General features: G+C 42.1%; 27 protein-coding genes and 1 pseudogene. 21 read left to right on the forward strand and 7 right to left on the reverse strand.

Annotation, left to right across the window (positions count from 1 at the left end; translation table 11 throughout):
• Positions 1-11: 11 nt before the first annotated feature.
• The 11 genes from M3212_RS08705 to M3212_RS08755 all read left to right on the forward strand — a co-directional run bounded on the left by M3212_RS08705 (position 12) and on the right by M3212_RS08755 (position 11,080).
• Positions 12-1,763: an ABC transporter ATP-binding protein gene (locus tag M3212_RS08705; protein ID WP_251193572.1), complete on the forward strand. Its 1,752-nt coding sequence runs from the start codon at positions 12-14 to the stop codon at positions 1,761-1,763.
• 62 nt (positions 1,764-1,825) lie between these two features.
• Positions 1,826-2,374: a sigma-70 family RNA polymerase sigma factor gene (locus tag M3212_RS08710; protein ID WP_251193573.1), complete on the forward strand. Its 549-nt coding sequence runs from the start codon at positions 1,826-1,828 to the stop codon at positions 2,372-2,374.
• On the forward strand, positions 2,349-3,407 hold the full coding sequence (locus tag M3212_RS08715) for a DUF4179 domain-containing protein (protein ID WP_251193574.1): 1,059 nt from the start codon (positions 2,349-2,351) through the stop codon (positions 3,405-3,407). Before M3212_RS08710 ends, M3212_RS08715 begins: the two co-directional genes overlap by 26 nt.
• Positions 3,408-3,605: 198 nt before the next feature.
• Positions 3,606-4,310 carry a response regulator transcription factor gene (locus M3212_RS08720; RefSeq protein ID WP_251193575.1) on the forward strand — a complete coding sequence of 235 codons (705 nt, stop codon included), beginning with the start codon at positions 3,606-3,608 and terminating at the stop codon, positions 4,308-4,310.
• 4 nt (positions 4,311-4,314) lie between these two features.
• Positions 4,315-5,769 carry a HAMP domain-containing sensor histidine kinase gene (locus M3212_RS08725; RefSeq protein ID WP_251193576.1) on the forward strand — a complete coding sequence of 485 codons (1,455 nt, stop codon included), beginning with the start codon at positions 4,315-4,317 and terminating at the stop codon, positions 5,767-5,769.
• Entirely contained in the window at positions 5,766-6,890 is a 1,125-nt protein-coding gene (locus tag M3212_RS08730) for a WD40 repeat domain-containing protein (protein WP_251193577.1), read from the forward strand. Before M3212_RS08725 ends, M3212_RS08730 begins: the two co-directional genes overlap by 4 nt.
• A gap of 285 nt (positions 6,891-7,175) precedes the next feature.
• Complete coding sequence (locus M3212_RS08735; RefSeq protein WP_251193578.1) at positions 7,176-8,021, forward strand: polysaccharide deacetylase family protein; 846 nt, start codon at positions 7,176-7,178, stop codon at positions 8,019-8,021.
• Positions 8,022-8,087: 66 nt separating this feature from the next.
• Positions 8,088-9,122 (forward strand): LCP family protein, encoded by a 1,035-nt coding sequence (locus M3212_RS08740; RefSeq protein WP_251193579.1) that lies wholly within the window; start codon positions 8,088-8,090, stop codon positions 9,120-9,122.
• A gap of 177 nt (positions 9,123-9,299) precedes the next feature.
• On the forward strand, positions 9,300-10,007 hold the full coding sequence (locus M3212_RS08745) for a DNA alkylation repair protein (protein ID WP_251193580.1): 708 nt from the start codon (positions 9,300-9,302) through the stop codon (positions 10,005-10,007).
• Positions 10,008-10,240: 233 nt separating this feature from the next.
• Positions 10,241-10,555 (forward strand): YbjQ family protein, encoded by a 315-nt coding sequence (locus M3212_RS08750; protein WP_251193581.1) that lies wholly within the window; start codon positions 10,241-10,243, stop codon positions 10,553-10,555.
• Between the two features lie 246 nt (positions 10,556-10,801).
• A complete protein-coding gene (locus M3212_RS08755) occupies positions 10,802-11,080 on the forward strand; it encodes a hypothetical protein (protein WP_251193582.1) in 279 nt (92 codons plus the stop codon).
• Between the two features lie 132 nt (positions 11,081-11,212).
• On the opposite strand, the gene M3212_RS08760 is transcribed toward M3212_RS08755, so the two are convergent.
• Positions 11,213-12,328 carry an IS4 family transposase gene (locus M3212_RS08760; protein ID WP_251193583.1) on the reverse strand — a complete coding sequence of 372 codons (1,116 nt, stop codon included), beginning with the start codon at positions 12,326-12,328 and terminating at the stop codon, positions 11,213-11,215.
• 171 nt (positions 12,329-12,499) lie between these two features.
• Between M3212_RS08760 and M3212_RS22395 the strand changes: the two are divergent.
• Positions 12,500-13,171: pseudogene (locus tag M3212_RS22395) on the forward strand (MEDS domain-containing protein); the annotation flags it as partial.
• On the forward strand, positions 13,168-13,962 hold the full coding sequence (locus tag M3212_RS08765; protein WP_251193584.1) for an ATP-binding protein: 795 nt from the start codon (positions 13,168-13,170) through the stop codon (positions 13,960-13,962). The pseudogene M3212_RS22395 and the gene M3212_RS08765, both read left to right, overlap by 4 nt.
• Before the next feature lie 83 nt (positions 13,963-14,045).
• Here M3212_RS08765 and tatC read toward each other — a convergent pair whose 3' ends face one another.
• From tatC to M3212_RS08780, 3 genes are all read right to left on the reverse strand, one after another.
• Positions 14,046-14,774 (reverse strand): twin-arginine translocase subunit TatC, encoded by a 729-nt coding sequence (gene tatC, locus M3212_RS08770; protein WP_251193585.1) that lies wholly within the window; start codon positions 14,772-14,774, stop codon positions 14,046-14,048.
• A 77-nt stretch (positions 14,775-14,851) separates the two neighbouring features.
• On the reverse strand, positions 14,852-15,058 hold the full coding sequence (locus M3212_RS08775; protein ID WP_251193586.1) for a twin-arginine translocase TatA/TatE family subunit: 207 nt from the start codon (positions 15,056-15,058) through the stop codon (positions 14,852-14,854).
• A 12-nt stretch (positions 15,059-15,070) separates the two neighbouring features.
• Positions 15,071-16,711, reverse strand: a complete 1,641-nt coding sequence (locus M3212_RS08780; protein ID WP_251193587.1) for a PhoX family protein — start codon at positions 16,709-16,711, stop codon at positions 15,071-15,073.
• Positions 16,712-17,056: 345 nt separating this feature from the next.
• Here M3212_RS08780 and M3212_RS08790 point away from each other — a divergent pair, with 345 nt between their 5' ends.
• The 3 genes from M3212_RS08790 to M3212_RS08800 all read left to right on the forward strand — a co-directional run bounded on the left by M3212_RS08790 (position 17,057) and on the right by M3212_RS08800 (position 20,901).
• Positions 17,057-19,363, forward strand: a complete 2,307-nt coding sequence (locus tag M3212_RS08790) for an NTTRR-F1 domain (protein WP_285874140.1) — start codon at positions 17,057-17,059, stop codon at positions 19,361-19,363.
• A 335-nt stretch (positions 19,364-19,698) separates the two neighbouring features.
• Positions 19,699-20,262 (forward strand): NAD(P)H-dependent oxidoreductase, encoded by a 564-nt coding sequence (locus tag M3212_RS08795; protein ID WP_251193588.1) that lies wholly within the window; start codon positions 19,699-19,701, stop codon positions 20,260-20,262.
• A 240-nt stretch (positions 20,263-20,502) separates the two neighbouring features.
• Positions 20,503-20,901 (forward strand): RidA family protein, encoded by a 399-nt coding sequence (locus M3212_RS08800; protein ID WP_251193589.1) that lies wholly within the window; start codon positions 20,503-20,505, stop codon positions 20,899-20,901.
• Between the two features lie 35 nt (positions 20,902-20,936).
• Here the strand turns inward: M3212_RS08800 and M3212_RS08805 are convergent, their stop codons facing one another.
• A complete protein-coding gene (locus M3212_RS08805) occupies positions 20,937-21,293 on the reverse strand; it encodes a winged helix-turn-helix transcriptional regulator (RefSeq protein ID WP_251193590.1) in 357 nt (118 codons plus the stop codon).
• Positions 21,294-21,440: 147 nt separating this feature from the next.
• Here M3212_RS08805 and M3212_RS08810 point away from each other — a divergent pair, with 147 nt between their 5' ends.
• Positions 21,441-21,908, forward strand: a complete 468-nt coding sequence (locus tag M3212_RS08810; RefSeq protein WP_251193591.1) for a carboxymuconolactone decarboxylase family protein — start codon at positions 21,441-21,443, stop codon at positions 21,906-21,908.
• Between the two features lie 382 nt (positions 21,909-22,290).
• Here M3212_RS08810 and M3212_RS08815 read toward each other — a convergent pair whose 3' ends face one another.
• Together M3212_RS08815 and M3212_RS08820 are read right to left on the reverse strand one after the other, a co-directional pair.
• Positions 22,291-22,710, reverse strand: a complete 420-nt coding sequence (locus tag M3212_RS08815; RefSeq protein WP_251193592.1) for a disulfide oxidoreductase — start codon at positions 22,708-22,710, stop codon at positions 22,291-22,293.
• On the reverse strand, positions 22,710-23,423 hold the full coding sequence (locus M3212_RS08820) for a DsbA family protein (protein ID WP_251193593.1): 714 nt from the start codon (positions 23,421-23,423) through the stop codon (positions 22,710-22,712). The genes M3212_RS08815 and M3212_RS08820 overlap by 1 nt, the downstream gene beginning before the upstream one ends.
• 145 nt (positions 23,424-23,568) lie before the next feature.
• On the opposite strand from M3212_RS08820, the gene M3212_RS08825 reads away from it, so the two are divergent.
• From M3212_RS08825 to M3212_RS08840, 4 genes are all read left to right on the forward strand, one after another.
• Complete coding sequence (locus M3212_RS08825) at positions 23,569-24,264, forward strand: response regulator transcription factor (RefSeq protein WP_251193594.1); 696 nt, start codon at positions 23,569-23,571, stop codon at positions 24,262-24,264.
• Positions 24,265-24,278: 14 nt separating this feature from the next.
• The gene (locus M3212_RS08830) at positions 24,279-25,691 is read left to right on the forward strand and encodes a sensor histidine kinase (RefSeq protein WP_251193595.1); all 1,413 of its coding nucleotides are present in this window, start codon (positions 24,279-24,281) and stop codon (positions 25,689-25,691) included.
• Positions 25,688-25,882 carry a hypothetical protein gene (locus tag M3212_RS08835; RefSeq protein ID WP_251193596.1) on the forward strand — a complete coding sequence of 65 codons (195 nt, stop codon included), beginning with the start codon at positions 25,688-25,690 and terminating at the stop codon, positions 25,880-25,882. Before M3212_RS08830 ends, M3212_RS08835 begins: the two co-directional genes overlap by 4 nt.
• A 253-nt stretch (positions 25,883-26,135) precedes the next feature.
• A complete protein-coding gene (locus tag M3212_RS08840) occupies positions 26,136-26,444 on the forward strand; it encodes a hypothetical protein (protein WP_251193597.1) in 309 nt (102 codons plus the stop codon).
• Positions 26,445-26,550: the final 106 nt, after the last annotated feature.

A 26,550-nucleotide genomic window follows, 5' to 3' on the forward strand; every position in this document is an offset into this window, starting at 1 on the left:
GAGGAACGGACATGAAACAAAAGAATAATTGGAACGTTTTTTTATCTTATATTAAACAGGCAAAAATTCCGAAATGGATGATAGCCGTTGCGCTTCTTTTAAGCTTGATTGAGACAGCGGGCATTTTGATTGTGCCTGTGTTTACAGGTGATATTGTGGATCAGTTTGCGCTCGGGGAGCTGAATGTTCTACTTATTGCCGTGTTAATAGGAGCCTTCGTTTTACAAGCAGTAGCGGGTGCGATTTCCTATTATTTGATGAGTTATATGGGGGAATGGGTCGTAGCCGATGTGCGGAAGCAGCTTTGGCGGCGGATTTTGCACTTGCCAATCTCTTATTTCGATGCTTCGCCGTCTGGGGAAACGATGAGCCGGATGACCCATGATACAGATACATTGAAACGACTGATTACCGATCAGCTTGTATCGTTCGTCTCCGGGATTATTACAGTAGTCGGGGCCGCTGTTATTTTACTGATTATTGATTGGAAAATGATGCTTTTGATGCTGCTTGTCGTACCGCTGGCAATCGTTGTTCTCCATCCCGCCGGGCAAAAAATGTATCAGGTCTCGCTGAAGACACAGGATGAAATGGCCTCCTTCTCGGCAGGAATGGCGAGAGTGCTTGGTGATATCCGGTTAGTGAAAGCGTATAATGCGGAATCGGAGGAAGGAAATCGTGGGACAAGGGCCGTCGACCGTTTATTTCGCTTTGGAATCAGACAGGCAAAAATTTTAGCGATCATCAGCCCGCTAATGACAATGGTGATGATGATTGTGCTCGTCCTACTGATCGGCTACGGTGGATCCCAAGTAGCCTCTGGTGCCTTGACTGCCGGAACGATGGTGATGATGATGCTCTATTTGTTCCAGCTGATCTTCCCCTTTACGCAGCTGACATCGTTTTTTACGGAATTTCAAAAGGCGATGGGAGCCACTGAGCGGATTCAGATGCTATTTTCAGATGCAGATGAGCTGCAAATCCAGGAAGAGACAAAAACATATACGCCGATTCCGGCAGAGGAACAGGACATCCACTTCCAACAGGTGGCATTTCATTATCCCTCAGCACAACAGGAAGAAGAGCGGGTGCTTACCGATATTAACTGTACGATTCCTGCCGGAAAAGTAACAGCTGTTGTAGGACCGAGCGGCAGTGGGAAGACGACGATGTTTGGTTTGCTGGAAAGGTTTTATCAGCCGGTTGAAGGAGCGATTCTTTATGGTGACACGAATTTGCAGAATTTACCACTGGCCGATTGGAGAAATCAAATTGGTTACGTTTCACAAGAGAGCCCATTAATGGATGGTACAATTCGTGAAAATATTTGCTATGGGTTGGAAAATGTGCCGGAGGAGCGGGTAAGAGAGGCTGCCGAATTGGCGTATGCCGCTGATTTCATCGATGGTTTTCCGAATGGCTTTGAAACGAAGGTCGGGGAACGGGGGATGAAATTATCAGGAGGTCAAAGACAACGAATTGCCATTGCCAGAGCATTGATCCGTGATCCGAAAATCCTGATGCTTGATGAAGCGACCTCCAGCTTGGACAGTGAATCCGAGCGCGTTATTCAGAAAGCTTTGCAAACGTTAATGAAGGGGCGCACAACGATTGCGATTGCGCACCGACTGTCGACCGTTATCAATGCCGATCAGATCATTATTCTGGAAAAAGGCTCAATTACCGGGATGGGTAAGCATGAAGAACTGCTTGCAGAGCATCCTCTCTATCGAAAACTGGCAGAGCAGCAATTTAATCAATAATAAATTGAAACGTTTTGTCACTCTCAACTCTCTAATAGAGGACGAAAGGAGGTTCAAGACATTTGGAAAAGCTAACGCAAATCAAACGAGCAAAAAGAGGAGATAAGCAAGCCTTTCAGGAGCTGATGGAGGAAGAGAAAAGCAAGCTTTATAAGCTGGCATATATCTATGTCCGCAATGAAGACGAAGCGCTGGAGATTTTTCAGGAGACGGTATATAAGGCGCTTATGGCGATCGCCGACTTGAAACAGGAGCAGTATTTTTCAACGTGGCTCACTCGAATACTTATCAATACCGCGCTTGATTACTTAAGAAAAAAGCAGTGCGTTGTGCCAATGAACGAAGAAATATTCGATAGCCTGGCGAGCGCCCGCAATGGAGTCCAGCCGGAGGATCAGCTTGATTTGCTCGATGCGCTCGGAAAGCTAGATGAAAAGTATAAAACCGTCCTGTTCCTGCGTTTTTATGAAGACTACACGGTGAAGCAGATTGCTTCCTTGCTCAACCATCCGGAAGGCACGGTCAAAACAAACATTCATAGAGCGTTACAGCTTTTGCGCGGAAAATTAAAGGAGAGTGATGGAGATGACAAACGAGCCACGTTCATTTAAAGAAACGATCGATCAAATTCAGGTTCCAGTTGATAAACTCGATACGATTATAGAGAAAACGATAGACGAAGCAGAACCGATTCGAAAAAAATCGAGAAAGCACGTATGGCTCTATAGTGCAGGCGCGGCAGTTTTTGCGGGTGTGCTGCTGATCGGCTCAGCTTCCGTTTCACCGGCAATGGCCAATGTCGTCTCGCAAATTCCGCTGATCGGCTCGATTTTCACCGAGATTGGCGATGACGGGTTGAAGAAAGTCAGCGAGCAAGGTCTTTCTCAGGTGGTTGGCCAGTCTGATCAGAGCGATGGAACTACTGTGGTAATCGACGAAGCTTTCTATGATGGTACACGGTTTAGCATCGGGTATCGAGCGGAATCGGACGCTCCGATTGAAAACTATGTGCTTGGGCTTGACTCGATTAAGATAGACGGAAAAACGCCCAAGGCAGTTGCAAGTGGTATCACACAACACGAAATAATAGATGATAGGCAGGAAAGCGGTGTGCTCGAAATCGAGCTCGATTATCCTGAAAATAGTCTGCCGACAGAATTATTTACACTTGATTTAACACTTGAAGGTAGCAATGGAGAGAAGTGGAACTTTTCCTTCCCAGTTACGCCACAAAAGAACAATGTCGTCATTGACGTAGACGAGCGACAAGAAGCTGGAGATTTAGAGCTCGTTGTCAAAACAATTGAAACCGGTCTAGGTGGAACCGCGATTCATTTTGACTTGATTTCACCATCAGAAGCTGCTCTATTTGCCTCTGTAGATTTTACTGTCGTTGATGATGTAGGAAGAGAATTGACTTCTGTCATTTCAGGAGCCGGTTCAGGAGAGGTAAATGACGAAGAGACGATATTTTCAGGGAAAACTGTCTTTACGCCAATTGACGATACAGTGAAGCAATTAACCATCACCCCATTTATTAGGGAAGAGACGACCGGTACAACCTCCAACAGCTCAGAAACGACAACGAATTACCACCACCAGCAGGCTGTGATGTTTGAAAGCTTTACTGTGACATTGCCGTAAGACTCAATGAAGTGATCGAAGAAAGGTATGTTCTAACCGTTAAAATGACTGGACTTTACAAGTTCAGTCATTTTTTATTTTTACGCGTTGGTACATAGATTATGAAGTTTATTTCACTATTGAGCCGGTGTACTAGTTTCATTTAGACTGCTATAATGATCCCATATTTGCAAATTTCAAAGGAAGAGTGACTTGTTCATGAATAAAACAAAAATTCTCATCATCGAGGACGACGAACCTATCGCTGATTTACTGTCTTATGGTCTGAATGCAGAAGGCTTTCAGACTTGTATCGCGACAAGCGGAGCCGCCGGATTGAGGCATTTGGATCAATTCAAACCCAATCTTCTTCTTCTTGACTGGATGTTACCAGATTGTAGCGGTTTAGATTTATGTAAAATGGTGACGGAAAAATATAATATACCCATTCTTATGATCACAGCAAAATCAGATATTACAGACAAAGTACTAGGTTTGGAATTCGGCGCTGATGATTATATAACAAAGCCATTTGATGTCCGGGAAATTGTAGCCAGAATTCGGACGATTCTTCGACGGCTTGATCATCTAGCAAAACCAAGCGAGCAAGTAGCAGAAGATGATAAGAAGGTAATTCAAGTTAATCATCTCACGATAATACGAGATGAAAGGCTCGTCAAGAAAGAAGGAAAAACAGTCGAATTAACACCTAAAGAGTTTGATTTGCTTATAACATTAATTGATTCCAGGGGGAAAATTTATAGACGTTCAGAATTATTAGATTTAGTTTGGGGGTATGACTTTGCAGGAGATACACGAACGGTCGATACCCACATTCAACGACTCCGTAAAAAACTGAACGCAGGAGATTTGATTAAAACTGTATTTGGTGTTGGCTACAAGTTCGAGAAACAGGAGGAATAAAGAAATGCTGAGAACGATCAAAGCAAAATTTTTACTCGGCTTTTTTCTAATTTTTATCCTTTCTTTTCTCGTGCTTAATCATACTGTAAAGGAAACGATCTGGTCCAATAATCAGAAGATCGTTACCTCAGACCTGGTAGATTTAAAGAAAAATAGTACCGTGTATGTTCGCCAGGCATTTTTAATTAACCAGTATTCAATTAGTGAATTTTATTTCATGGATATGGCTGATGAGATGGTTAATGATTTAACTCATGCTACAGGCAGCGAGGTTAGTGTCTATACAGTGGATGGTGTTTTGTTGTCTTCTTCAGAGGAGACTTTGTTTTCTGGAAAAAGAGATGACGATCTTAAACAGGCTATTGCAGGTGAATCTGCTTATCATATTACCTATAAGCAGGATCAGGCTGAGATTCGTTTCTCTTATCCGGTAATCATTGACGGTACAAAAGTAGGCATATTACGGTTTGCGAAAGATTTCAACCTCCTCTATCAACAAAGTAGCGGAATTTTGAATTTTATTTTTTACATCGCCCTTCTGATCTTTGGTATAGCGTTCCTCTTTTCCTACATTCTCTCTGGTCATATTACAAAACCAATCATTAAACTGACTGAAGCCTCTTCCGAAATAAAAAAAGGCAATTTAGATGTTGATATCCATTTTAACAGGCAGGATGAGATTGGGCGCCTAGCAGAAAATTTCAATGACATGATCAACAAAATAAGGGATCAGATATCAACGATTGAAAGAGACAGGGATCAGCTAAAGGAGCTTAATGAACAGGAAAAACGGTTTTTTGATAATATCACTCACGAGCTTAAAACACCGCTAACGTCTATTATCGGATATGCCAAAATGATTAAAGAAAAAGGGGATGCAGATCATACATTTTTTAACAAAGGAATGAACCATATTGTAGAAGAAAGTCAGCGGCTTCACGATTTGGTCATTAAGCTTCTTGAAGTATCCAGAAGAACCTCCTTCAGCCATTCATTTGAACGAGTTGACGCTGGTGAAATTTTAAGGGATGTATGTGAATCAATGGCTTTCCGAGCTGAGAGATATAAGAAGAATATAGATTGTGAAATTGAAAACAACTTGTACATGTCCGGGCAGCCGGACAGATTAAGGCAACTTTTTATAAATCTTATAGACAATGCGATTAAATACAGTTCGTCCTTTTCAAGTATATTGGTTAAAGCCGGTATCGCAGAAGACAGTATCCATTTTCGGTTCGAAAATCCAAGTACGCCACTTGAAACTGACCAGTATTCAAAGCTTTTTCAGCCTTTTTACGCGGGAACTCATAAAATCACTGAGGAAGGAAGCGTGGGCCTCGGTCTGAGCATTGTAAAAACAATTGTTGATGAACATGGAGGAACAATTACAATCTCCAACACGGATGAACATATTGTCGTCAATGTCGAGTTCGCTTATATGGAGGAGAATTCATCATGAAACAGAGACACCTTATTGTACTCTTCTTTCTCTTTATAATGGCTTCCGGGTGTTATGGAGAAAGATCAGAAACGATAATTATTCCAGATTTAGAAGAAAAAGATGCAGAAGAGCCACATAGCCAACTTTTTCAAGTGAAAACAATTTATTCGTTACCAAGCTTAACTCAGCTGTTTGGCTGGTCCTTTTCCGATTCCGTCGTTGGTGTTTTTAGAGAAGAGGAGTCTTCAGAGTCATTACAAAATGACCTCTACTCTCTCTCCGCTCCCTATGAAAACCCTGAGCTTCTAAAAGAGATTGACGAAAACACGTTCAGTCTAGCAATGTCGCCCGATGGAAAGAAGATGGTTGGGTTAACCGTGGATTCGGTGAGAGCCTCCTTAAATTTGTTTTCATTGACTAACGGAAATAAGACAGAAATAAGGGATTTTGAACTTAACAACCTTGGTTATCTCCAAGACGTTGCATGGTCTAATAATAGTCGGTATGTTAGCTATCTGATCATAGGTGGCAAAGACCGTAATCACGCTAACATTGGGATATATGACACAGCCTCTGGTACTCATCGCAAATATTCTTTAGATGGGGTGGAGTATGAATCCCTTACAGGAGTTACCATCTCTGATAATGGAAAAGGTTTGTTGATCACCAGCTGGCCGCACGCTCGTCAGGAATTTACTATTTTCATGGGAAAGATTACTGAAACCGGCATTACTATTCAATATAAGAACCAAATAGGCGGCGGGAAACCTGTATGGCTAACAAATGACCAGTTCATGTTTATCGGTCAAGGGGAAACATTATACGAATATGATCACCGTAATGGGGAGCTTTCCTCTTTGCTCGAAAAAGTAGCCACTTTCAAATTATCGAACGACCGAAAAAAAATAGCTTATTCTTTGTATGATAATGACACAATTTATGCCGGAAGATTACAAGGGAAAAACATCATTTATCAGGAGCCCGTCTACCAGGGAATCATTCCAATGGACATGTATTGGAGTCCAACTAGCAACAACCTTCTTATCTATGGTCGAAAGCAAACCTCCTCCATTCAAAGTCAAAGCTCAGCAGCACCAATTATCCACAGCAGTGACCAGGCTTATATTGTCGAATTTTAGCCAGTCTCCAGTGTGTCAAAAGGATTTTTCTTTTGGCAAACTCCCTCATCAAATCAATCACCATTCTAAGTATTTTTCCTTCCCTTTCGCTTTTTTACTACCTCCAAAAGATGCCGTTATTCTGCTCACTATCATCTTGTGACATTTTGTTTACAAGTAGGTCAAACTTCTATGACAACTTTACTTTATAGTAAAGGATATTAGAATTTAGCAGATTTTGTCTGATTTTGGTTTACCGAATCACATTAAATTGCTAATCGGTCAAAGAAGTTTAGGAGTGAGGAAATGTCAAGAACGTACAAGTTAAACAAGAAAGGAAAAGTAGCCGCATCAATTTTAGCTTTTCTGATGTTATATATATGTTTTTCATTAGGGTCAATGGTAATTGGCCAGAAGCAGGAAGCAACAGAAAAGAATCAAATCGTGCATGAAGCGGCGTCCTATGAAGAAAAAACACCATTCTTAAAAAGTAGTCAAATAATCGAAAACAATTCAATGGAAGAAGAAAGCGCCGATACTAGCGTTTCACAGGAGTCGGAAAAAGTTGTCTATTTAACATTTGATGATGGACCCCATTCAACCATTTCAGAGGAAATTGTAAACTTGCTCAATCATTACGATGCAAAAGCAACCTTTTTTATGCTGAAACCTAACATCGAAAATAACTCAACGATCGTAAGAAAGATGGTCGAAAGCGGTCACGCTGTCGGTGCACACGGGATCACTCATGATGTAGCGCAAGTCTATAAATCTCCTGAAGACTTCGCGAGAGAAATGAAGGAGACGCTTGATTTAATTAGAGAAATAACGGACCAAGAAACTCGTTTAATAAGAGCTCCTTTTGGTTCATTTCCTTACATTACAGACCCTTACAAGGCTGTCATTGAGCGTGAACAACATATTCTGTGGGATTGGAATATTGATTCAGAGGATTGGAAGCTGACGAATGGTGAATTCGTTGAACATGTAATCAACCAAGTAAACAACATTTCCAAAAAGCCGTTGGTCGTGTTAATGCATGAGAAAGCAACTACTGTCGCTCATTTAGAAAAACTGCTCTCGTATTTTCAGGATAATGGATATGAGATGAGGGCAATCGATGAAGCAGTGGAACCTGTACAATTCTATTAACATGAGAACAATACGATTTCAAAAATAGTAGCAATTTTTACTAGAATTAAAGGTGGTAGTATACACGTGAGCACTTCTGTATCAAAAGGTAAAAAATGGAGAAAGAATGTAATATGGGGAATTTTACTACTGGCTGTTGCAGGCGTTATATATATTTCTTATTTTCTAATTACGATATATGGAGCAACAAAAGAAGCCTATGTAGAGTTAGAGCGTCCAGAGGGAAATTCTGAGCTTAGAGAAGAAGCAGTGACAGTCGGCAGTGAGGACCCAATATCTATTTTATTAATGGGAGTGGATGATTACGATCCGAGTGGTCATAATGGTCGTGCAGATTCACTAATCGTTGTAACGTTAAACCCGAATACCAAACAAATAACAATGACAACGATCCCAAGAGATACTAGGGTGGAATTTTCAACAGAAGAGGCCGGCCCCTATGCAGGCTTTCATAAAATAAATGCCGCGTACATGTATGGTTCTATGTTTGACCATGGGGGTCATAAACTTACCGTTGAAAAAGTAGAAAAATTGCTTGATATACCGATTGACGAATATGTCGCTGTTAATTTTGATGGATTTAAAGATATTGTCAATGTATTGGGCGGCGTAACCGTCGATATTAAGGAACCGTTCTGGGAAAAGAATTTCTATTCAGTTGATGAAGAACGAATTTATTTCACAAAAGGGAAGAAGAAATTAGATGGTGAGGAAGCTTTGGCCTTTGTTCGAATGAGGAAACGTGAAGTGAATAATGTCTATTCGCGTGAAGAAAGGCAACGGCAATTTATTAAGGCGAGCATTGACGAAGTAATTTCAACAAATACGCTCTTTAAAATTGGCGAAATTGCAAATATTTTAGGAGAGAACATTAAGACGAGCCTGAGCCCGATGGAAATTTTCCGTTTACAGCAGACATATGCCTCAATCAATACTTCCACTATAAAAACGTTTAAGATTGAGGGTGAAGATCAACGAGTGAATAATATTTACTATTTCATACCGACAGAGGAAGGGTTATCCAATACGTCTCAACGGCTAAAAGAGGAACTAGAATTAAGCGAGCAGGAAAAAATCAATATCGAAACAGAATGGGAATAATTGAATAGGTGATATTTTAAAATCATGATCCCGATTTTATCCGTTTTTCCTGAGATAAATCGGGATTTTTAGCTGCTGTCCTCAATCCTATATTGAAGGCCGCAATATAAAATAAATATTTAGCGGAATCTTTTATTATAATGTTAGGTGTTATGAAAGAAAGGGGATGTCACTGATATGAATGATTATTATGCACATGACTTTATTAAGGAATTAGAAAAGCAGCGAAATGAGCAGAATGTGGAAAAAATGAAACGATTTTTCAAAAGTTCTGATCCTGATACATTATGTTTGGGGCTTAACATGCGCACGGTTTTTCAGTTAGCAAAACAGTTCATCGGTATGCCTTTGTCTGAGATTGAAAAGGTATTGGAAAGTCCTTATTATGAAGTAAGGATGGGGGCTGTCAGTATTATGGATTACCAGGCTAAACAAAAAAAGCTTTCGAATGATGAACGAAAGGCATTATTTGATTTGTATATTCGCAGACATGAACGAATTAATAATTGGGATTTTGTTGATCGCTCTGCTCCTTCAGTGGTCGGAATCTATCTTCTCGATAAACCAAGAGATATTTTATATAAGTTGGCGCGCTCAAATAATTTATGGGAACGAAGAACAGCAATTGTTAGTACATATGCATTTATTAAAAAGGGAGAGATAGAAGATACGTTTAAAATAGCTGAGCTCCTTATCAATGATCAAGAAGAGTTGATCCAGAAAGCTGTAGGAAGCTGGACTCGTGAAGCTGGTAAAAAGGATCATCATGCATTAAAACGCTTTTTGGACAAACATGCGGCGACTATGCCTAGAGTAACATTAAGGTATGCGATTGAAAAGTTTGACAAGGAGACGCGGGATTATTATTTAGCTTTAGCTAAGTAACAACCGGCAAGGAGCCGGAACCGACCCGGATTTTCCTGACTTCGGTTTCTAACGCGTGCTCGTTTCAGCGAACTCCTCGTCACGGTACAAATCGATCAAGCCGTCAGCCAGTTTGATTGACTAAACCGAAGCAATAAAGGAAATTTGAACCAATTTTAAGAAGGGTTTTTTTAATAGAGAAGCGAATTAATTTAAAGAGTGTTTATCTTATTTTGAGGAGTGGGGACAGTACGATGATTATGACAACTACTACCATCGTCGAAGGAAGACCGGTTAGTTCGTATTTGGGGATCGTCACGAGTGAAATTATTTTAGGAGCTAACGTCGTAAGGGATTTCTTTGCCTCAATAACAGACATCGTTGGTGGGAGAAGCGGAGCGTATGAAAGCAAGTTGCAAGAAGGGCGAGAGGAAGCTCTACGAGAATTGGAGAGTAAGGCAAGACGAATGGGCGCCGACGCAGTAGTCGGGATCGACCTAGACTTTGAAACATTACGTGATGGCATGATGATGATCGTCGCAACAGGTACGGCTGTCAAATTATCATAGCTGCTCTATTATTAACAGAGTGGGCGAAAACAAAATAGTGAGAGCCCTGAGAGATATGGTGGTCCCGGTTTGGTCAAACGCAAGAATCGAATTTTACATTATAAAACCGAGTGACGGTTCCCAATCAAGGATGGCATGATGATGAAGAATTTATAGCTAAAGGGATCAGGTCCTATTCTGTATAGGGGTTGATCTTTTTGCATGACTGCCCGCGTTAGCTAAATTGATGTGTAAGGAGAACAAACTATGCGTGACACTTGTCCAATTCCCAAATTGACAAATTATTCAGCGAGCGTTACAAGAGGAATCCATACTCTTTATGTGTTTTGTGAAATGGAAAAATACATAGATAACGTAAATCAGTTTATTTATAAAGGCATTCAGCAAAACGCTGTGATCTTAGTCATTGAGACGAAAGAGGTCATAGCCAACCTTAAAAAGCGGGTCGCTTCAAGCGGGCTGACAGAGAAACAGTTGAGTCAAATCAATTTCAAAGAGAATCTTACCTTCACTAGCGTTGCATAAAATTTGACTGAATATTCAGTTTCTGTATTCGTTCTGCTTAGAGCCAAAAAGGTAAATACCCAGTTAAAGGTGGTTCCATCCATTTGGAATATTATTTACAATTAGACATTGGTGACGACGACTGATTCTTTATTAAGGAATGGCTTTTCCTTCAATTTTCCGAAGCCAAATATGCGCCGGCTTCCACAAAGCTGCTCTCAGATAACGGCTAATTTGTAAGGTTTTTCGCTTGCTTTTTGTCTCAAGTTGGACGAGTACATGTAGGCAAAAAACGATTAATGCGATAAACACTTGATTGTGGATCGCCCATTCACTTTGACCGTAGAATTTTTTGATCCTGAGATGCTGCTTCATCCATTTGAAAAACAACTCAATCGCCCAGCGTGATTTATACATCTCTGAAATCTCTTCGGCACTCAAATCGAAACGATTTGTCAGTAACTGAAGTTCATTTCCTTTTGAATCAAGCACTCGTAGAAGACGAAAGTAGTTCTCCGTGCGGCTTTGAGTTGTACCAATCAACACCATTTGATCGGACAGAACAGTCGAATTCTCAGCTAGTTTAAAATCGTAAACTTCTCGTATGACTGCGTTTTTACGGAGCCTAGATAGAAAAAAGTAACCATCATCAGTCATGCGATCAAAACGTTCATAGTCTAAATAGCCACGATCAAACACATACATGCATTCCTTGTCGTCTACCATGATTTCTAGTTGGCCACGATCATGTTCCTTTGCCATTGTGAGCACAGCCTTTTCAGGATAGGAAATCCCTTTTTCCATAAACACAAGGCGCAAATGCAGCTTTACACCCGCTTTTGTTTTGCGGAACTCTGCCCATTTATGATTAGTCAAATTGAGTGGCAATGTGCTTGAATCAATGATTTTTAACGGCATAATGAGTTTGGTGTAGTGTGTTTTGGCATGAATTTTTGCGACTAAATCCAGGAAAAGCCTTTGAAATAGATCTGGATTCATGCCATTCAAACGGCGTGAGAGCTGAGAGATACTGATCGAATCAAGGTTGACCCCTTTTTGAAGCTGGTCATCGAAAAGACAATCACTCAGTGCATGAAGACTTTCTACTTCTTCGAGCTGTGCGTAGAGTAATAATTTTAAAAATGATTCCGTCGTAAGTTTTTTCGTATAGAAATCTAATTTCAATGTTTTCACTTGTTCCTCAAATAATTGAAGATTTATTGGTGAAAACCATTGTCCAAATGAAGTTTTTCGTGTAATCTTGTCCATGAGTTGGTCCTTTATTAGTGGATTTGGACGGGTTACCACCTGACTTATCCATTATAAAGGACTTTTTCTTTGCACAAAATAAGATAATTGAACATTTTGAGTATTTATTATAGTGAAAATAAATTAATGCAATACTAGTGTCTTACCTTCTATTTAAAAAATAAGGAGCAATTTGATGAAAAAGGGGCCGGGGAAGAGTTCAAAGCGTTTACCAAGCCCTTTCTGGCGCAGGGGTTACCCGTATGGACTTGGGGGCAGGTTCCTCTGCCTGCTTCAGGCTCATTCCTCGAAGAATTACGGTATTACGAAAGTAGATGTGATGATTTTATTTTCGAACATAAGATCATCTCCGTCTGTTCCTACAATGGATTCACTACCCCTTCCTATGTACAGAACGAATTATTGAAATCCCATACACATTTTATGACAGATGATGACTTTTGTATCTCCCCGCTATACAACCAGAATCACCATAAGCCCCCTTCACCGGCGGAACTGGACCGACTTCACAGAATGGAAAAGCAGAATCAGTATTTAAAGCAAAAGAATCACTATTTAACCTTCGAAAACAGCTTGGTTAAATTCAAAAATGAAATGATCAAACAAAACGAGGAGAAACTCAGAACAATTATCAACGAAATACCAATTCCTATTTTAATTCGCAGCAAGTCAACTGTTCTTTATTTCAATGATGAAGCACAAAAGCAGTTTCACATTACCGAGCAGAATGAAATTGGAGAGAAATCGAAGATTTTTTTGAGGATTACCGTCATTCATCAGGAAATAAAGTACAGAAACATCAATTCATTCTTCGTCATGATAAGAGGAGATACTATCTCGTGAAATCTATTGATATTTTATTTGAGGCACGGCCAGCTATTCTGCATTCGTTTGTTGATATCACCCAGGAAAAAGAAAATGAGCATCTAATGATCCGTTCTGAGAAAATGAATATTGCCGGAGAGCTTGCGGCCAGTATTGCCCATGAATTGCGAAACCCTCTTACTGCGGTGAAAGGTTTTTTTCACATGATTCGAAAGGGAGCAGACGATAAAGAAATGTATTATCAGATTATCGGGGATGAGCTTTCCCGGATTGAACAAATATCAAGTGAACTATTAATCCTGGCCAAGCCTCACTCAGAGAATCGTCGTGATCATAATATTCTGAAGCTGATAACAGACGTCAAGATACTCCTAACGCCACAGTCAAATATGAAAAGTATCGAAATTGTTATTCAGTCCTGTACGCAGGAGATGTATGTGAATTGTGAAATGACAAAAATTAAACAGGTGTTTATCAATTTAATTAAAAACGCAATAGAAGCAATGGAGGATGGAGGGCGTATTTTTATCAATCTACAAAAGGTCGGAGATGCGATACAAATTCAAGTCATTGACCACGGAAGCGGAATTCCAAAAGAGTTACTTCATAAAATTGGAGAACCTTTTTATACGACAAAGGAAAAAGGAACAGGCATCGGGCTGTTGGTTTGCTATCAAATTATTGAGAATCATGGGGGGATCATCCACGTTGAAAGTGAAGTGAATGTCGGTACAACCTTTACGATTGTGCTGCCGGCAAGCAAAGAAAGCTTGCAGCTTACCAGGTATCAAGTACCAATCACCCGTTAAAAGCAACCATAACCCTGTTGGACGGCTCTCTCCGCTCAACAGGGTTACGCGTATGAAAAACGTCATTACAGAACGTTTGATCCTTAAGCAGCAAGGGATAATGCTTTTTGCTTCTTTTTGTAAATATGAGTGGAAAGGATCATGCTGCATTCATATAAAAAAATGAGAGGGATAATCACAAGTACATCAGAGAGAAAATCAGGAGGTGTGATCAGCACTGAAATCGTAACGAGACAAAAGTAAGCATATTTGCGCGACTTTCTCAGAGTGTAAGGATTTAATAGGCCCAGGCTTGTCAAAAACATAATGATAACCGGGAGTTCAAACAGAAACCCGAACGGCAACGTCATATGAAGCAAAAAGCTGAAATATTTCTCCGTTGTAAAAAAAGTCATAAACAAATCACTCGAAAGTGACAGCAAAAAACGGAATACGAGCGGGAAGAGAACAAAATAGCCAAATGCTATTCCAGTAATAAATAACAAAAAAAGCGCCGGGATATAAGTGAGCGATACTTTCCGTTCTTTTTCGGTCAAGGCCGGGGCGACAAAAAGCCATATCTGGTAGGCCGCCACCGGAGTCGTACCCGCAATGGCGACAACTGTTGCCAGCATTAAATAAACCCAGAGAATATCGCTCGGACCAAGAACGGCCAATGTCATCGGAAGGTCCTTTACGAGCCATTCGTAAATCGGCTGGACAAAAATAAAAGCGACAACGAGAAAAAGCAGAAAGGCCCCGGCACTGATCATCAGCCGTTTCCTGAGCTCGCTTAACTGTTCGACAAAATTAAAATCGTTTTCCTCCGTCATGGAATCTCCTCCTTTCATGATGACAGTGAAGCGCTGCTTACCCTTTTCCTGTTAAAGAGGGTAAACAGCGTCCATAGTTAAATCGCTTTTTCTTTTTCGCTTTTAGAAGTGTCAGTGACCTCAGTAGTTGGTTCATCATTGACAAGCTCACGTGTCGACTTTTTGAATTCTTTTAACGTCGTTCCAAAGGCTCGTCCAATTTCAGGGAGCTTTGAAGGCCCAAAAATGATTAAGGCGATAACGAGTACTAGAATTAATCCGGGAATTCCGATGTTTGACAGCATTTCTTTACCCTCCTAGTATCTAAAACCTTTTATCGCAATGACTGCCGGACGAGGCATTGTGTCGCCTTGACGATGTGGCCACATGCTTGTCGGGTTATTGATGTCCGTTGTATTTTCTCCAGGATGCTGAACAGCTATGAACAAAGTCGTTTCATCTGGTGTAAACCACGGTCCGGTCATCTCTGATTCAACAGGGCCTGACGCAAATTGATAAGCTTCTCCTGTTTTATCTCCAAGGGTAGGGATGACGAACATACCATTATTGGCAAATGGTTCAAATACATCCTTGTTCAAGGAGCCCGAAGAGATATCCGTAACCGTCCACAGATTTGCATCGCTGTCGAATGTCAGGTTATCTGGCGCACTGAAGCCGCTTTGCGGTCCACCAGCTGCAAAAATTTCGAAATAAAATTCAGTAGAGCCGAGATCATCGTTCTTTTCGATGAAACGGGTAATATGACCATGAATATTTCCGTGCTGATCATTATTCGTATGGGCGATAAAAATTGTCTTGTCAAATGGACTGATTTCCACATCTTCAGGACGGTCCGTCGGTGTACCACCAACCAGCATCGCCGCTTCATGAGTATGAACGCAAATATCAGCTTGGGTCTGGAACTTGGCAAGCAGGTCAGCCTCTCCATTAGCAGCTTCACGAACGACATCCAACGTCAACGGAATCCAGCGTCCTTTTTTCATATCAGCTACATATAATGTACCTTCATCAAGCAGACGGCTGTTTTGTTTACCGTTCGCTGCCACATATTTATCTTTACTTATGTATTTATAAACGCCGGCGTTTCTCTTATCGTCGCCCATGTAAACGACAAGACGTCCGTCATTGGCCAGGCCTACCGCAGCATTTTCATGATTAAACCGTCCAAGCCCGGTATGCTTGCGCGGAGTAAAAGATTCATCAAACGGATCGATTTCGACAACCCAGCCATAATGAGTTTCATCTAAGCCGGCTTCACGTGATGTGCTTTCATAGTTCTCTTCACAGGAAAGCACCGTATTCCATGGCGTCATCCCGCCAGAGCAGTTAGCAAATGTTCCTTGTACAGTAGTTGCGCCGTTAACAGCCGCTGAACCTGCTGCTGGTCCTCTTAATTCAAATGGAGTCAATCCGGTGATACGGCGAGCGTATTTAGAATCCGTCTTCATTTTCCAAACGCCTTCTTCATCCTGCTGAATCTCGATAATCGAACCACCTTGTACTTCTAGAATTTTCTTGATTTGTTCGCTCGTATAAGCGCCATTTTGTTTTGGTCCTGTTACAAAAACATCACTGCTATATTCGTGATTGACCCAAAGCAGCCCATGTTTATTTGAGCCGTTGATTGGTAAATACATGGTAAAATCATTATTAAAGCCGAATGTTTCACCTTTTTGGTTGATGACATCACCATATGCGGCGACAACATCATATGTAAAGCCATTAGGTAAAACGACCTCATCTTTCGCAGTTGGTTTGATCGGTGTAAACTGCAACCCAGACACTTTCTTGTCGAAACCAAACAAATGACTGCTTGCACTTATTTTCTCTTCGGCTCCAGCCTTCGGCGCAAGTAATCCTAATCCTGTTGAAGCAACAGTCATAGCTGTAACTCCAGTTCCTACGTATGTTAAAAATTTACGTCGGTTTTTGTCCATGGTTAATTCCTCCACTAGTTGCATATTTTTCTTACATACCACATAGTACAGGCCAAGTATTAACTTGTTGTATACTTTATGTAAATAATTATTATTATTTTGAAAAGATTATCAATAATATGATCTTATTAGTTCAAAATCTTAAAAAAGTATCCGGCTAACGAGGAGAGAGCCGCATTGTTGTTTAAGTCCTTAGCCCCCCTGATTTGTGGCCCTTTTTAAAACTAATGTGTAGGATATGGTGGATTTTATAATAAGCCGTTAGCAAGCGCGTCCGAGTTTTCATAAAATATTGAGATTCCACTACATTTGGATGGATCAATTTTTGAGTAAAGGAGGGAATCAATGGTTACAAACCGCATTACAAATACAAGTTTTGAATCGGACACGTTATCACCATGGGTGTCACTAAATGGGACAATCATAAGTAATGAAAGTCACTCAGGGTTTCGCGCGGTTCAACTAAGCGGAGGAATGACAAACTCATACGTTTATCAAATTGTTCCTGTTTCCCCTGGCGAGAGCTTTGAGCTTATTGTCTCACTGGCCAAAGTAGGAGATATGCCGGCACCGCCTATGACATTGGCGATTAATTACTACGACAGTGCTTTCAATTTTATTGACTATGGCTTAATCACTCATATAGATGTTGACAGAATCCCAAATGTTGAAAACGATACTTGGATTGAAGTCTACCAAACGAGTTTGCCGGCGCCGGCCGGTGCGACACAAGCCTTAATTCTTATTAACACATTACCGGCGGAAGGCTCAGCAGATGTAATTGTCGATGACATTTCGTTACTAACAGGTACTGGAAACGGTGCTGGAGTGACAGGACCGCCCGGGCCTACCGGACCTCAAGGACCCCAAGGGCCGATTGGTCCACAGGGGATTCAAGGACCAGCTGGACCGGCTGGGGTTACTGGTGCTACCGGAGCGACAGGTGTCACTGGTGCGCCCGGGCCTACCGGGCCAACAGGAGTCACGGGGTTTACTGGCGCTACGGGCGCTACAGGAGTAACCGGTGTCACCGGACCTACTGAAGCCACGGGTGTTACTGGACCAACAGGAGTCACTGGAGCAACAGGGATAACTGGACCTACCGGAGTAACCGGAGTAACCGGTGTTACCGGAGTAACCGGTGTTACCGGACCTACTGGAGCCACGGGTGTTACTGGCGCTACGGGAGTCACTGGAGTTACAGGAGTCACGGGGATTACTGGACCTACGGGAGTAACGGGGCCTACCGGAGCCACAGGTGTGACTGGAGCAACAGGGATTACGGGGTCCACCGGAGTGACGGGTGTTACCGGGGGCACAGGAGCCACGGGGATAACTGGACCAACGGGAGTAACGGGACCTACCGGAGTAACCGGTGTTACTGGCGCTACTGGAGTGACTGGTGCTACCGGAGCGACAGGTGTCACTGGAGCAACAGGGATTACGGGGTCCACCGGAGTGACGGGTGTTACCGGGGGCACAGGAGCCACGGGGATAACTGGACCAACGGGAGTAACGGGACCTACCGGAGTAACCGGTGTTACTGGCGCTACTGGAGTGACTGGTGTGACCGGGCCAACAGGAGCCACGGGTGTCACCGGAGTGACAGGTGCGACCGGACCTACGGGAGTCACGGGGATTACCGGGCCTACCGGAGTGACGGGACCTACCGGAGTAACCGGTGTTACTGGAGTGACTGGTGCTACTGGAGTGACTGGCGCTACTGGAGTGACTGGTGCTACCGGAGCGACAGGTGTCACTGGAGCAACTGGGATTACCGGGCTTACAGGAGCTACGGGTGTCACCGGAGTAACCGGTGTTACTGGTGCGACCGGACCAACAGGAGCAACTGGGATTACCGGGCCTACCGGAGCTACGGGTGTCACCGGAGTAACCGGTGTTACTGGTGCTACTGGACCAACAGGAGTCACTGGAGCAACCGGGATAACTGGACCTACCGGAGTAACCGGAGTAACCGGTGTTACCGGACCCACTGGAGTCACAGGAGTCACAGGAGTCACAGGGATTACTGGGCCAACAGGAGTCACTGGTGTCACCGGTGTCACCGGCGTTACTGGGGCAACAGGTCCTACTGGAGTAACCGGAGCTACAGGGGCAACTGGACCGGCAGGTACGGGTGGAGGATTGATTACCTTTGCAACAGGGGATACCGTATCGCTTACCACTAACAGTACAGGGGAATCCGCTACAGTTTTGGCTTCAGGGTTTGGCAACTTTAGCCCTTCTATGACCGTTACAGGAGGAACTACTTTCAGTTTTCCATCAGGCGAGGCTTATTCCTTTGTCATGCCATTTGATGCCACTGTCGATAGCATATATATGTCTGTGACAAATCTAGCCTTTACACCACCTTCAGGTCAGCAGATTTTCCCATATGTCGCTTTAGCCACTGCGCCAGCAGGCAGTAACACATTCACTATACTTCCTGAGACACAAACTTTTGTCAGTACGCCATATATGGGAGGCACAGCTTATCCGGCAAACACGATTTTATTTGGTGAGCTGACTGGAATTGGTGAAACCATCCCTGCGAGCACAAGAGTTGCGATCGTTTGCGGCTTTGAAACGACAGGGTCACCACTCGCAGCCTCTTATCTCTTTTATTATACAGGTGGGATCTCCTTGAGCTAAGCTCAAATCCGCCGGCTTAAAAAAGTCTCTGCAATTATGTGGAGGCTTCTTTTTGGGCATTTGAATCCAGCCTCTGCTTTATTTGCAAGCGGAAAATATACGATAACCGATGAAAACAAAAATCCGCTCATGACGGCAATCATTGATCCTGCCAACCTGGACCAGCTTCGGTTGGAACCTTTTAGTCATTGATCTCAAACACGGAAGAGCGAAGGGACTCTTTTAGTCTGTCCAACATTCTTTAGCTTACCTTTTGGTAAGTAGCTGAAGAAAAAGTGCGTACTTACGCGCTGGAACGATGTCTTCTATACTTCAGTTAAAGGAGGAGATTTGTTATGAAAACACTTATCGTTGTTGCTCATCCGAGTATGGAAGCATCGGTCGTCAATAAGCGGTGGCTGAAAGAATTGAAGACGCAGCCGGAGAAGTATACCGTGCATGACCTGTATAAGGCTTATCCGGACTGGAAGATTGATGTCGAAAAAGAGCAGAAATTGATTGAAGCACATGATAGCTTAATTTTGCAATTCCCGATTCAGTGGTTTAGCTGTCCAGCCTTGCTAAAACAATGGCTGGATGATGTTTTTACCTATGGCTGGGCTTACGGATCAAAAGGGAGCCATTTAAAGAATCGCAAGGTCGCTTTAGCTGTTTCGGCTGGGATCAGGCAATCTGATTATAGCGAGCAGGGGAGATATCAATATACGCTCGAGCAGCTGTTGATTCCATTTGAAACGACATTCTCTTATTGCCAGGCAGATTACCGCTCCGTCTATGCCTTTTATGGTAATGAACACGCACCGGGAGCGACTGAGGAAGAAGAATGGGAGCTTGATCGTGACATACTTAGCCGAAGTGCCAACGAATATATCGCTTTCATTCAAGGAATTGAAAAATAAAAAACGATAATGATTTTGCTTAAGCGACTGTGATATACTAAGGTTACCAATTTAGAAATCCGTCCATGCAGAAGAAAGGAGTGTCCAGTTATGAAGAAAAGATCGCTGAAGGATTTATCCTCTGGTTATGGATACTCTACTGCTGTTTTCTTTTAGAGATCTCTTCATGGGTGAAGTGTGTCTAAAAAGAGATCGCTGAAGAAACAGCAGAATTTTCTTGAGACGGGAGACGAACGATCAATGGAGAACAATAAAATCACGCGCAAAAATCCGGACAACATGCCGGCACCGGTCGGCAATTACAGCCATATTACAAAAATTCCAAGAGGTGCGGAATTATTCGTGACATCCGGGCAAGTCGGTGTCGACCAAAACGGACAATTCCCTGAAAAAATGAATGAACAAATCGAGCATACCTTTTCCAACATTAAAAAAGTATTGGCAGCGGAAGGGTTACGTCCGGAACATATTATTAAAGTGAACATTTGGGCAGTTGAACCGATTGATTGGAATTTCCTCTATTCAGAGTGGGAGCAGCTGCTCAGTAATGAATATCCGGCGATGACGGTAGCCTATATTACGGCGTTAGGGCTGCCTGAAATCAAGATAGAAATCGAAATATGGGCTGCTAAAGCTTAAACGATAGCCACACTTCATCCGAACATGGAACCTTTCTATTTTAAAGGTTCCATGTTTTTTTCTCCCCAATCACACATCATATCGAGAATAGGGAGAAGCGAGCGCCCGCGCTCAGATAATGAATATTCAACCTTTGGCGGAATTTGCGGGAATTCCTCTCGTTTAATCAGCCCATCTGCTTCCAATTCTTTTAGCATGACACTCAGCGTTTTAAACGAAATCGTTTCGATCTTACGCTGTAACTCATTGAATCTCATAACGTTATTTTCAGCCAGCCAGTACAATATCACCATTTTATATTTGCCACCTATTAAAGACAACGTATAGCCAAACCCGGTTTTCTTTATTTCTACACCTGATGGCACACAGGTTTCTACCGTTTCATTTTTCATATAAATCCACTCCTTCGGGAAGGTAATTGAGTAGCCAGCTGCAATAATTCCTTCTTTTGTGTAAACTTGTCTAAAAAGAGTGTACTATACATGATGATAGTTGTTGAAGCTTAAAAAGGGGAAAGGCACATAATCATGTAGGAACAAATGTCAGAAATAGATACTCTTTATCAAACCTATCAACCATTTCTCTTTTCCATTGCCTATCGGATGCTTGGATCGGTTACCGATGCTGAAGATGCTGTGCAGGATTTATTTTTGAATTTCACTCCAGATCTTAACCAAATCAACGGCTGCGGCTTTTGTCTCGATATGCATACGAAAGATGCCCGGGCAATCGGTGAAACGGAGCAAAGAATCTATTGCTTGAGCGCATGGCGTGAAACACCTTTTTATTCAGAAAAAGAGAGGGCAGTTCTGGAATTGACTGAAGCTGTCACGGCTATTTCAGAGGACGCGGTGCCGGATGGAGTGTATGAAAACGTCCGCACCTACTTCGATGAAACGCAATATATCGACCTTGTTACTATGATAATAACGATAAACGGCTGGAATCGATTAGCTCTTTCAGCCCAACTGCTTCCAGAAGATTACGAGGCTCAGGCGGTTAAATAAGGATACGTAGATCGCTTCTCTTAATCCCAACTGAAAGTAAGCAGCCACAAGCCCTCATCTCAACAATGAGGTGAGGGCTTGTATAACTCATCTGCATGTAACTGGCTAAGGTGGGTGGTGGTAAATCTCCCATGGAATCATTACTTGTGCTCAGCAAACCTCCACCATGCAACGGTTCCGACAAATCCGGCTATTCCCGTAGCGGCAAGAATTGAGATGCTGATGAATCCGATATCAGTTCCGGTTAGAAGCAGCACCGCAGAGGAGAAAGGAGACTTTCTTTTTTTCAAGGCTTTTCAATCTGGTAAATTGAATAATAAGTAGAAAGAGTTTGCCTCCCAAATAGCTGCCATGTATCTTCATTCTTCTGATTAAAAGATGCTTACTTTTTACTTTTCACAAAGAGCAGCAGAATTATAATTAGTAAAAAGGCGGTTAACGCGAGAAATGGAATCGTTATAAAGCCAAACCAATTAATGTATTGTATATTGCAAGGAACTCCTTCTGCACATAGCGTAATTGGCGCAAAGGCAGGAACCTTTTGCACCAGGTAGTGATAAAGAGAAATACTTCCTCCGATGATGGAAAGCGGGAGGACATATTTTTTTATTTGTATATCTCCGTGATAGACAGCAATCCCCAATAAAACCGTTAACGGATACATCATAATCCGCTGGTACCAACAAAGTTCGCATGGGATAAACTGACGAATTTCGCTAAAATACAAGCTTCCCATTGTCGCGATTATTGAAATTAACCACGCTCCATATAAGAACAACTTGTCGTACAATCGTATGCCCATTACTGTTCCTCCAGCGCTTCCTCGATTACTTGTTTCATGTGCTCGTAATCAAATGGGTCTTCAACCATCGTTCCATTAATCACAATACTTGGAGTTAACGATACATTGAATGCCTGGACCTGCTCCTGGTCGGCCATGACATGAGCGATATACGTTTGATTAACGAGATCAATTGCCAACTGTTCAAGGTCAATATCTGCATCGACCTCATTAGCAATGTCTATTAATTTCTCAGGAGTGATCCAAGACTCATCGTGATTTTGACTTGGTGGCTGCTGACGAAAGATTTCTTTATGAAACTGCCAAAATCCCTCAGGGTTCTGATTCCAGACTGATTCGCTGGCCAAGGCTGCCAAACCTGATTCCTCTCCATGAAATAGTGTATTAATATAAGAATATTTCACTTGACCCGTCTCAATGTAATCGACAGTTAATTGGGGCAGAATCGATTCATCCCACGCTTTACAGGCTGGACATTTATAATCGCCGAATTCCACAACGGAGACAGGAGCGCCGATTTCTCCTAACGTTGGTTGGCCTTCTATATCCGGATGAGCGCCCAAGCGAATATCCTGGCTAGCTTCATTTCTTTGACTGCTGATAAGAACGATTAAAACACCTGCTGCTATTATTAATAATGTGATCCAAACAAGTCTTTTCGATAAACTGTCCGTGTTTGTAGCCATCCTTTGCACCTCGTTAGCTTTTATCATTTCAAAACCTCTTTAAGAACCACTACTAGTATAGAGACCGATTGTGGAGAAACGATGAAGTTGCTCGATACTTTTTATTTTTTCATACCTTTTACACATTTTTTGTCTATACTCTACTGTATAACGAATATGAGGGGTTTCATACATGAATGCAGATCACACGATTTTACTTGTAGATGATGAATGGAACATGCGTAATCTTTTGACAATTTATTTGCAGGATGCCGGATTTCAGACGATTGAGGCTGTGGATGGACAAGAAGCTCTTACGAAATTGGCTGATGAAAAGGAAAAGATTGATCTTGTTATTCTGGATATTATGCTTCCTGTACAAGATGGATTTGATATTTGCCGGAAGATTCGAACGCACTCCGCTGTTCCTATTCTAATGCTGTCCGCCAGAAAAGAATTGCACGACCGGGTTGAGGGTTTAAACGTGGGAGCGGATGATTATTTGACAAAGCCTTTTGAATCTGAAGAATTACTAGCCCGTATTCGTGCGTTGCTTAGGAGGACCAGCTATCAAACCGAGGAAAAAGATGGAAACTTGTTGTTTCCTGACGGGCTACAGATCTTTTATGAGAAGCGTCAGGTGTATATAAATGAAGCATTGGTGGAATTGACTGCAAAGGAGTTCGAACTGCTGTACAAACTTGCAGCGTCCCCTGAACGTGTTTTTACGAGAGATGATTTACTTCATTTCATTTGGGGAGCTGAATATATCGGAGCAACGCGAACTGTGGACTCCCATATAAAAAATCTCCGCTCAAAATTAAAAGCGGCCGGGTTACCCGAGAATCGGATTGCAACAGTGTGGGGAGTAGGCTACAAATTTAGTTGAAAAGTGATGATAAGATGATGAATCGAATTGATCTGAAGTTAGGCGCTGTAATGATTCTTTTGGTTATGATCATTTTGTTTCCATTAGGATTTGTCATTAATCAGATTTTCTATGCGTTCTATATTCAGCAGGCTCAGGAGGAGACACTACAGCTGTCTACTCAATATGCCTCATTAATTAATGACAGCTCAGTTGAAAACCGCATGGAAGTAGTGGAGGTTGCCGCACGCATGTCCAATCAGAAATTGCTGATTTTAGAGAAAGAAGGGGAGCTTTGGGCAAATGCGAATATGAATCTGAGCTCTGCAGATCGTATCGAACTTTTACGTTTGTTAAATGAATCGAGTCATTCTCCTTTATTAACAAATTCGTTTCAAACTACGGATGGAGTGACTTATTTAGCAACCTCCTCTCATATCGAAGTCGATGGTAACCAAGGACATGTTATTATGTTTGCATCGCTTGAAAGAATTCTTCAATCGATGCAAACCGTCCAATATTTAATCTTTATCTCAGTAGTCGGATCATTATTAGTCGGGATTGGACTAGCTTATTTCCTTTCGAGAAAGCTGTCACAGCCATTAATAAATATGGAACAAGCGGCCCGAAAAATCGCAAGGGGAGAACTCGATACCCGTGTTGAGGAACGATCAAAAGACGAAGTCGGCTCACTTGCCGGAGCGATCAATGATTTAGCAGCTAATTTAAGCCGGATTAATAAACAGCGGGTTGAATTTTACGCTAATATCTCGCATGAGCTGCAGACCCCTATCACGTATTTAAAGGGATACGCTAAAGTATTGCGAAAAGGGCTGTGGAAGACAGAAGAGGAGAAAGACCGCTACTTGACCATTATTGAAGAAGAAGCAAACCGATTATCTTACTTGGTAAACGATTTATTTGACCTTGCGAAAATGGATGATGGAAGATTTAAGCTCAAGCTGGAGAAGGTAGCACTTGAGCAACTGATAAAGCAGGTTCTGCAAAAAACTGCTTATCGGGCATTGGAAAAAGGGCTTTCCCTAAGACTGGAATCTGATTCATTGCCAGGTTTGTTTGTTATGGCTGATCCATTACGGATGGAGCAAGTGCTGCTGAATATCGTCGAAAATGCAATCCGCTATACGGAGGAAGGTGAGATCGTGATCTCTGTAAAGAGCGGAGCTGGTCAGGTTCAGATTATCATTAAGGATACTGGCAAGGGAATACCCAAAGAAGAAGTAGCTTATTTGTTTGAACGTTTTTACCGCGTTGAAAAGTCGCGTTCGAGAGAGTATGGCGGTACAGGACTTGGGTTAACGATTGTCAAACAGCTGATCGAGCTACATCGAGGCACGGTCAGCATAGACAGTGAAGTTGGGCAAGGCACAATCGTTACCCTTTCACTTCCTGAAGTCAGAAGGAACAAGAGAGAGGATAAGCGATGAAAAAAATTGAATGGATGATTAGCGGGCTGTTTATCTTAGCCGGCATCTTATGCTTGACCTTCTCCGCTACGTGGATTTTGCCCGCGCTTCATCGCCACTTTAGTTTCATGTTTTTAACGATTTGTATATATGTTCTCATTCCGGTTATTTGTGCGGCTACTCTTTATATCATTATCCGTTCCCGTAAGTAAACAAATGAAAAAGGAACATTGGTGCTTTCCAACAATCTGGGAAGCACCCTTTTTCTTATCGTCATTTATTTTGAAAATGAACAATTCCATCAATTCTTCACATTCTCTTATTATACTACTGGAGAAAAAAATAAGGGGGTGGAGTATTTCTGGAAACACGATAATTCGACTGGCTAGGTTGATGACAACAGCTCAATTCAGGTTGAAGCCTCCTATAGTCAAAAAATTTTTTAAAAAGGAGTGAAGGCATAAAATGATTGAACTGAGCAGCAATTTATTACTTGTAGCCTTTTTATTTTATATTGCCGCTATGGTGGTGTTCTCGCTGTCATTGTTTCATGAAAATAACGAAAATCAGAAAAAAGGGAAGACGTGGGGCTGGACGGGGTTTGGACTGGCTCTGACCGGCTTCTTGTCTCAGCTGAGTTATTTTATAACCAGATGGTACGTTGCCGGCCACGCTCCTGTTAGCAATATGTTTGAATATACAACTTTTTTAGGGATGACGATTGTCTTTGCCTTCCTCATTCTCTATATCATTTCAGTAGCATTGCATAAATAAATTCTATTGATGTCAAATCACTGTTTTTTAGTCACTCTAATAAGTCTGAACATTCAGTTTTTTAATCATCCAAGTCAAGTGAAAAAAGGACAGCAGGTAAGTAAAT

The sequence above is a fragment of the Halalkalibacter oceani genome, from assembly GCF_023715705.1.
In the GTDB taxonomy this organism is placed as follows: Bacteria; Bacillota; Bacilli; order Bacillales; family Bacillaceae_D; genus Halalkalibacter; species Halalkalibacter oceani_A.

What these genes read in the sequence shown, in the direction of transcription:
- M3212_RS08730 (WP_251193577.1), top strand. Translation starts at nt 5,766, where the DNA reads ATGAAACAGAGACACCTTATTGTACTCTTCTTTCTCTTTATAATGGCT.
- M3212_RS08780 (WP_251193587.1), bottom strand. Translation starts at nt 16,711, where the DNA reads ATGGACAAAAACCGACGTAAATTTTTAACATACGTAGGAACTGGAGTT.
- M3212_RS08775 (WP_251193586.1), bottom strand. Translation starts at nt 15,058, where the DNA reads ATGCTGTCAAACATCGGAATTCCCGGATTAATTCTAGTACTCGTTATC.
- tatC (WP_251193585.1), bottom strand. Translation starts at nt 14,774, where the DNA reads ATGACGGAGGAAAACGATTTTAATTTTGTCGAACAGTTAAGCGAGCTC.
- M3212_RS08750 (WP_251193581.1), top strand. Translation starts at nt 10,241, where the DNA reads ATGATTATGACAACTACTACCATCGTCGAAGGAAGACCGGTTAGTTCG.
- M3212_RS08760 (WP_251193583.1), bottom strand. Translation starts at nt 12,328, where the DNA reads ATGGACAAGATTACACGAAAAACTTCATTTGGACAATGGTTTTCACCA.
- M3212_RS08820 (WP_251193593.1), bottom strand. Translation starts at nt 23,423, where the DNA reads ATGATAAAAGCTAACGAGGTGCAAAGGATGGCTACAAACACGGACAGT.
- M3212_RS08735 (WP_251193578.1), top strand. Translation starts at nt 7,176, where the DNA reads ATGTCAAGAACGTACAAGTTAAACAAGAAAGGAAAAGTAGCCGCATCA.
- M3212_RS08830 (WP_251193595.1), top strand. Translation starts at nt 24,279, where the DNA reads ATGATGAATCGAATTGATCTGAAGTTAGGCGCTGTAATGATTCTTTTG.
- M3212_RS08720 (WP_251193575.1), top strand. Translation starts at nt 3,606, where the DNA reads ATGAATAAAACAAAAATTCTCATCATCGAGGACGACGAACCTATCGCT.
- M3212_RS08745 (WP_251193580.1), top strand. Translation starts at nt 9,300, where the DNA reads ATGAATGATTATTATGCACATGACTTTATTAAGGAATTAGAAAAGCAG.
- M3212_RS08815 (WP_251193592.1), bottom strand. Translation starts at nt 22,710, where the DNA reads ATGGGCATACGATTGTACGACAAGTTGTTCTTATATGGAGCGTGGTTA.
- M3212_RS08795 (WP_251193588.1), top strand. Translation starts at nt 19,699, where the DNA reads ATGAAAACACTTATCGTTGTTGCTCATCCGAGTATGGAAGCATCGGTC.
- M3212_RS08755 (WP_251193582.1), top strand. Translation starts at nt 10,802, where the DNA reads ATGCGTGACACTTGTCCAATTCCCAAATTGACAAATTATTCAGCGAGC.
- M3212_RS08715 (WP_251193574.1), top strand. Translation starts at nt 2,349, where the DNA reads ATGACAAACGAGCCACGTTCATTTAAAGAAACGATCGATCAAATTCAG.
- M3212_RS08805 (WP_251193590.1), bottom strand. Translation starts at nt 21,293, where the DNA reads ATGAAAAATGAAACGGTAGAAACCTGTGTGCCATCAGGTGTAGAAATA.
- M3212_RS08800 (WP_251193589.1), top strand. Translation starts at nt 20,503, where the DNA reads ATGGAGAACAATAAAATCACGCGCAAAAATCCGGACAACATGCCGGCA.
- M3212_RS08825 (WP_251193594.1), top strand. Translation starts at nt 23,569, where the DNA reads ATGAATGCAGATCACACGATTTTACTTGTAGATGATGAATGGAACATG.
- M3212_RS08840 (WP_251193597.1), top strand. Translation starts at nt 26,136, where the DNA reads ATGATTGAACTGAGCAGCAATTTATTACTTGTAGCCTTTTTATTTTAT.
- M3212_RS08835 (WP_251193596.1), top strand. Translation starts at nt 25,688, where the DNA reads ATGAAAAAAATTGAATGGATGATTAGCGGGCTGTTTATCTTAGCCGGC.
- M3212_RS08790 (WP_285874140.1), top strand. Translation starts at nt 17,057, where the DNA reads ATGGTTACAAACCGCATTACAAATACAAGTTTTGAATCGGACACGTTA.
- M3212_RS08725 (WP_251193576.1), top strand. Translation starts at nt 4,315, where the DNA reads ATGCTGAGAACGATCAAAGCAAAATTTTTACTCGGCTTTTTTCTAATT.
- M3212_RS08705 (WP_251193572.1), top strand. Translation starts at nt 12, where the DNA reads ATGAAACAAAAGAATAATTGGAACGTTTTTTTATCTTATATTAAACAG.
- M3212_RS08810 (WP_251193591.1), top strand. Translation starts at nt 21,441, where the DNA reads ATGTCAGAAATAGATACTCTTTATCAAACCTATCAACCATTTCTCTTT.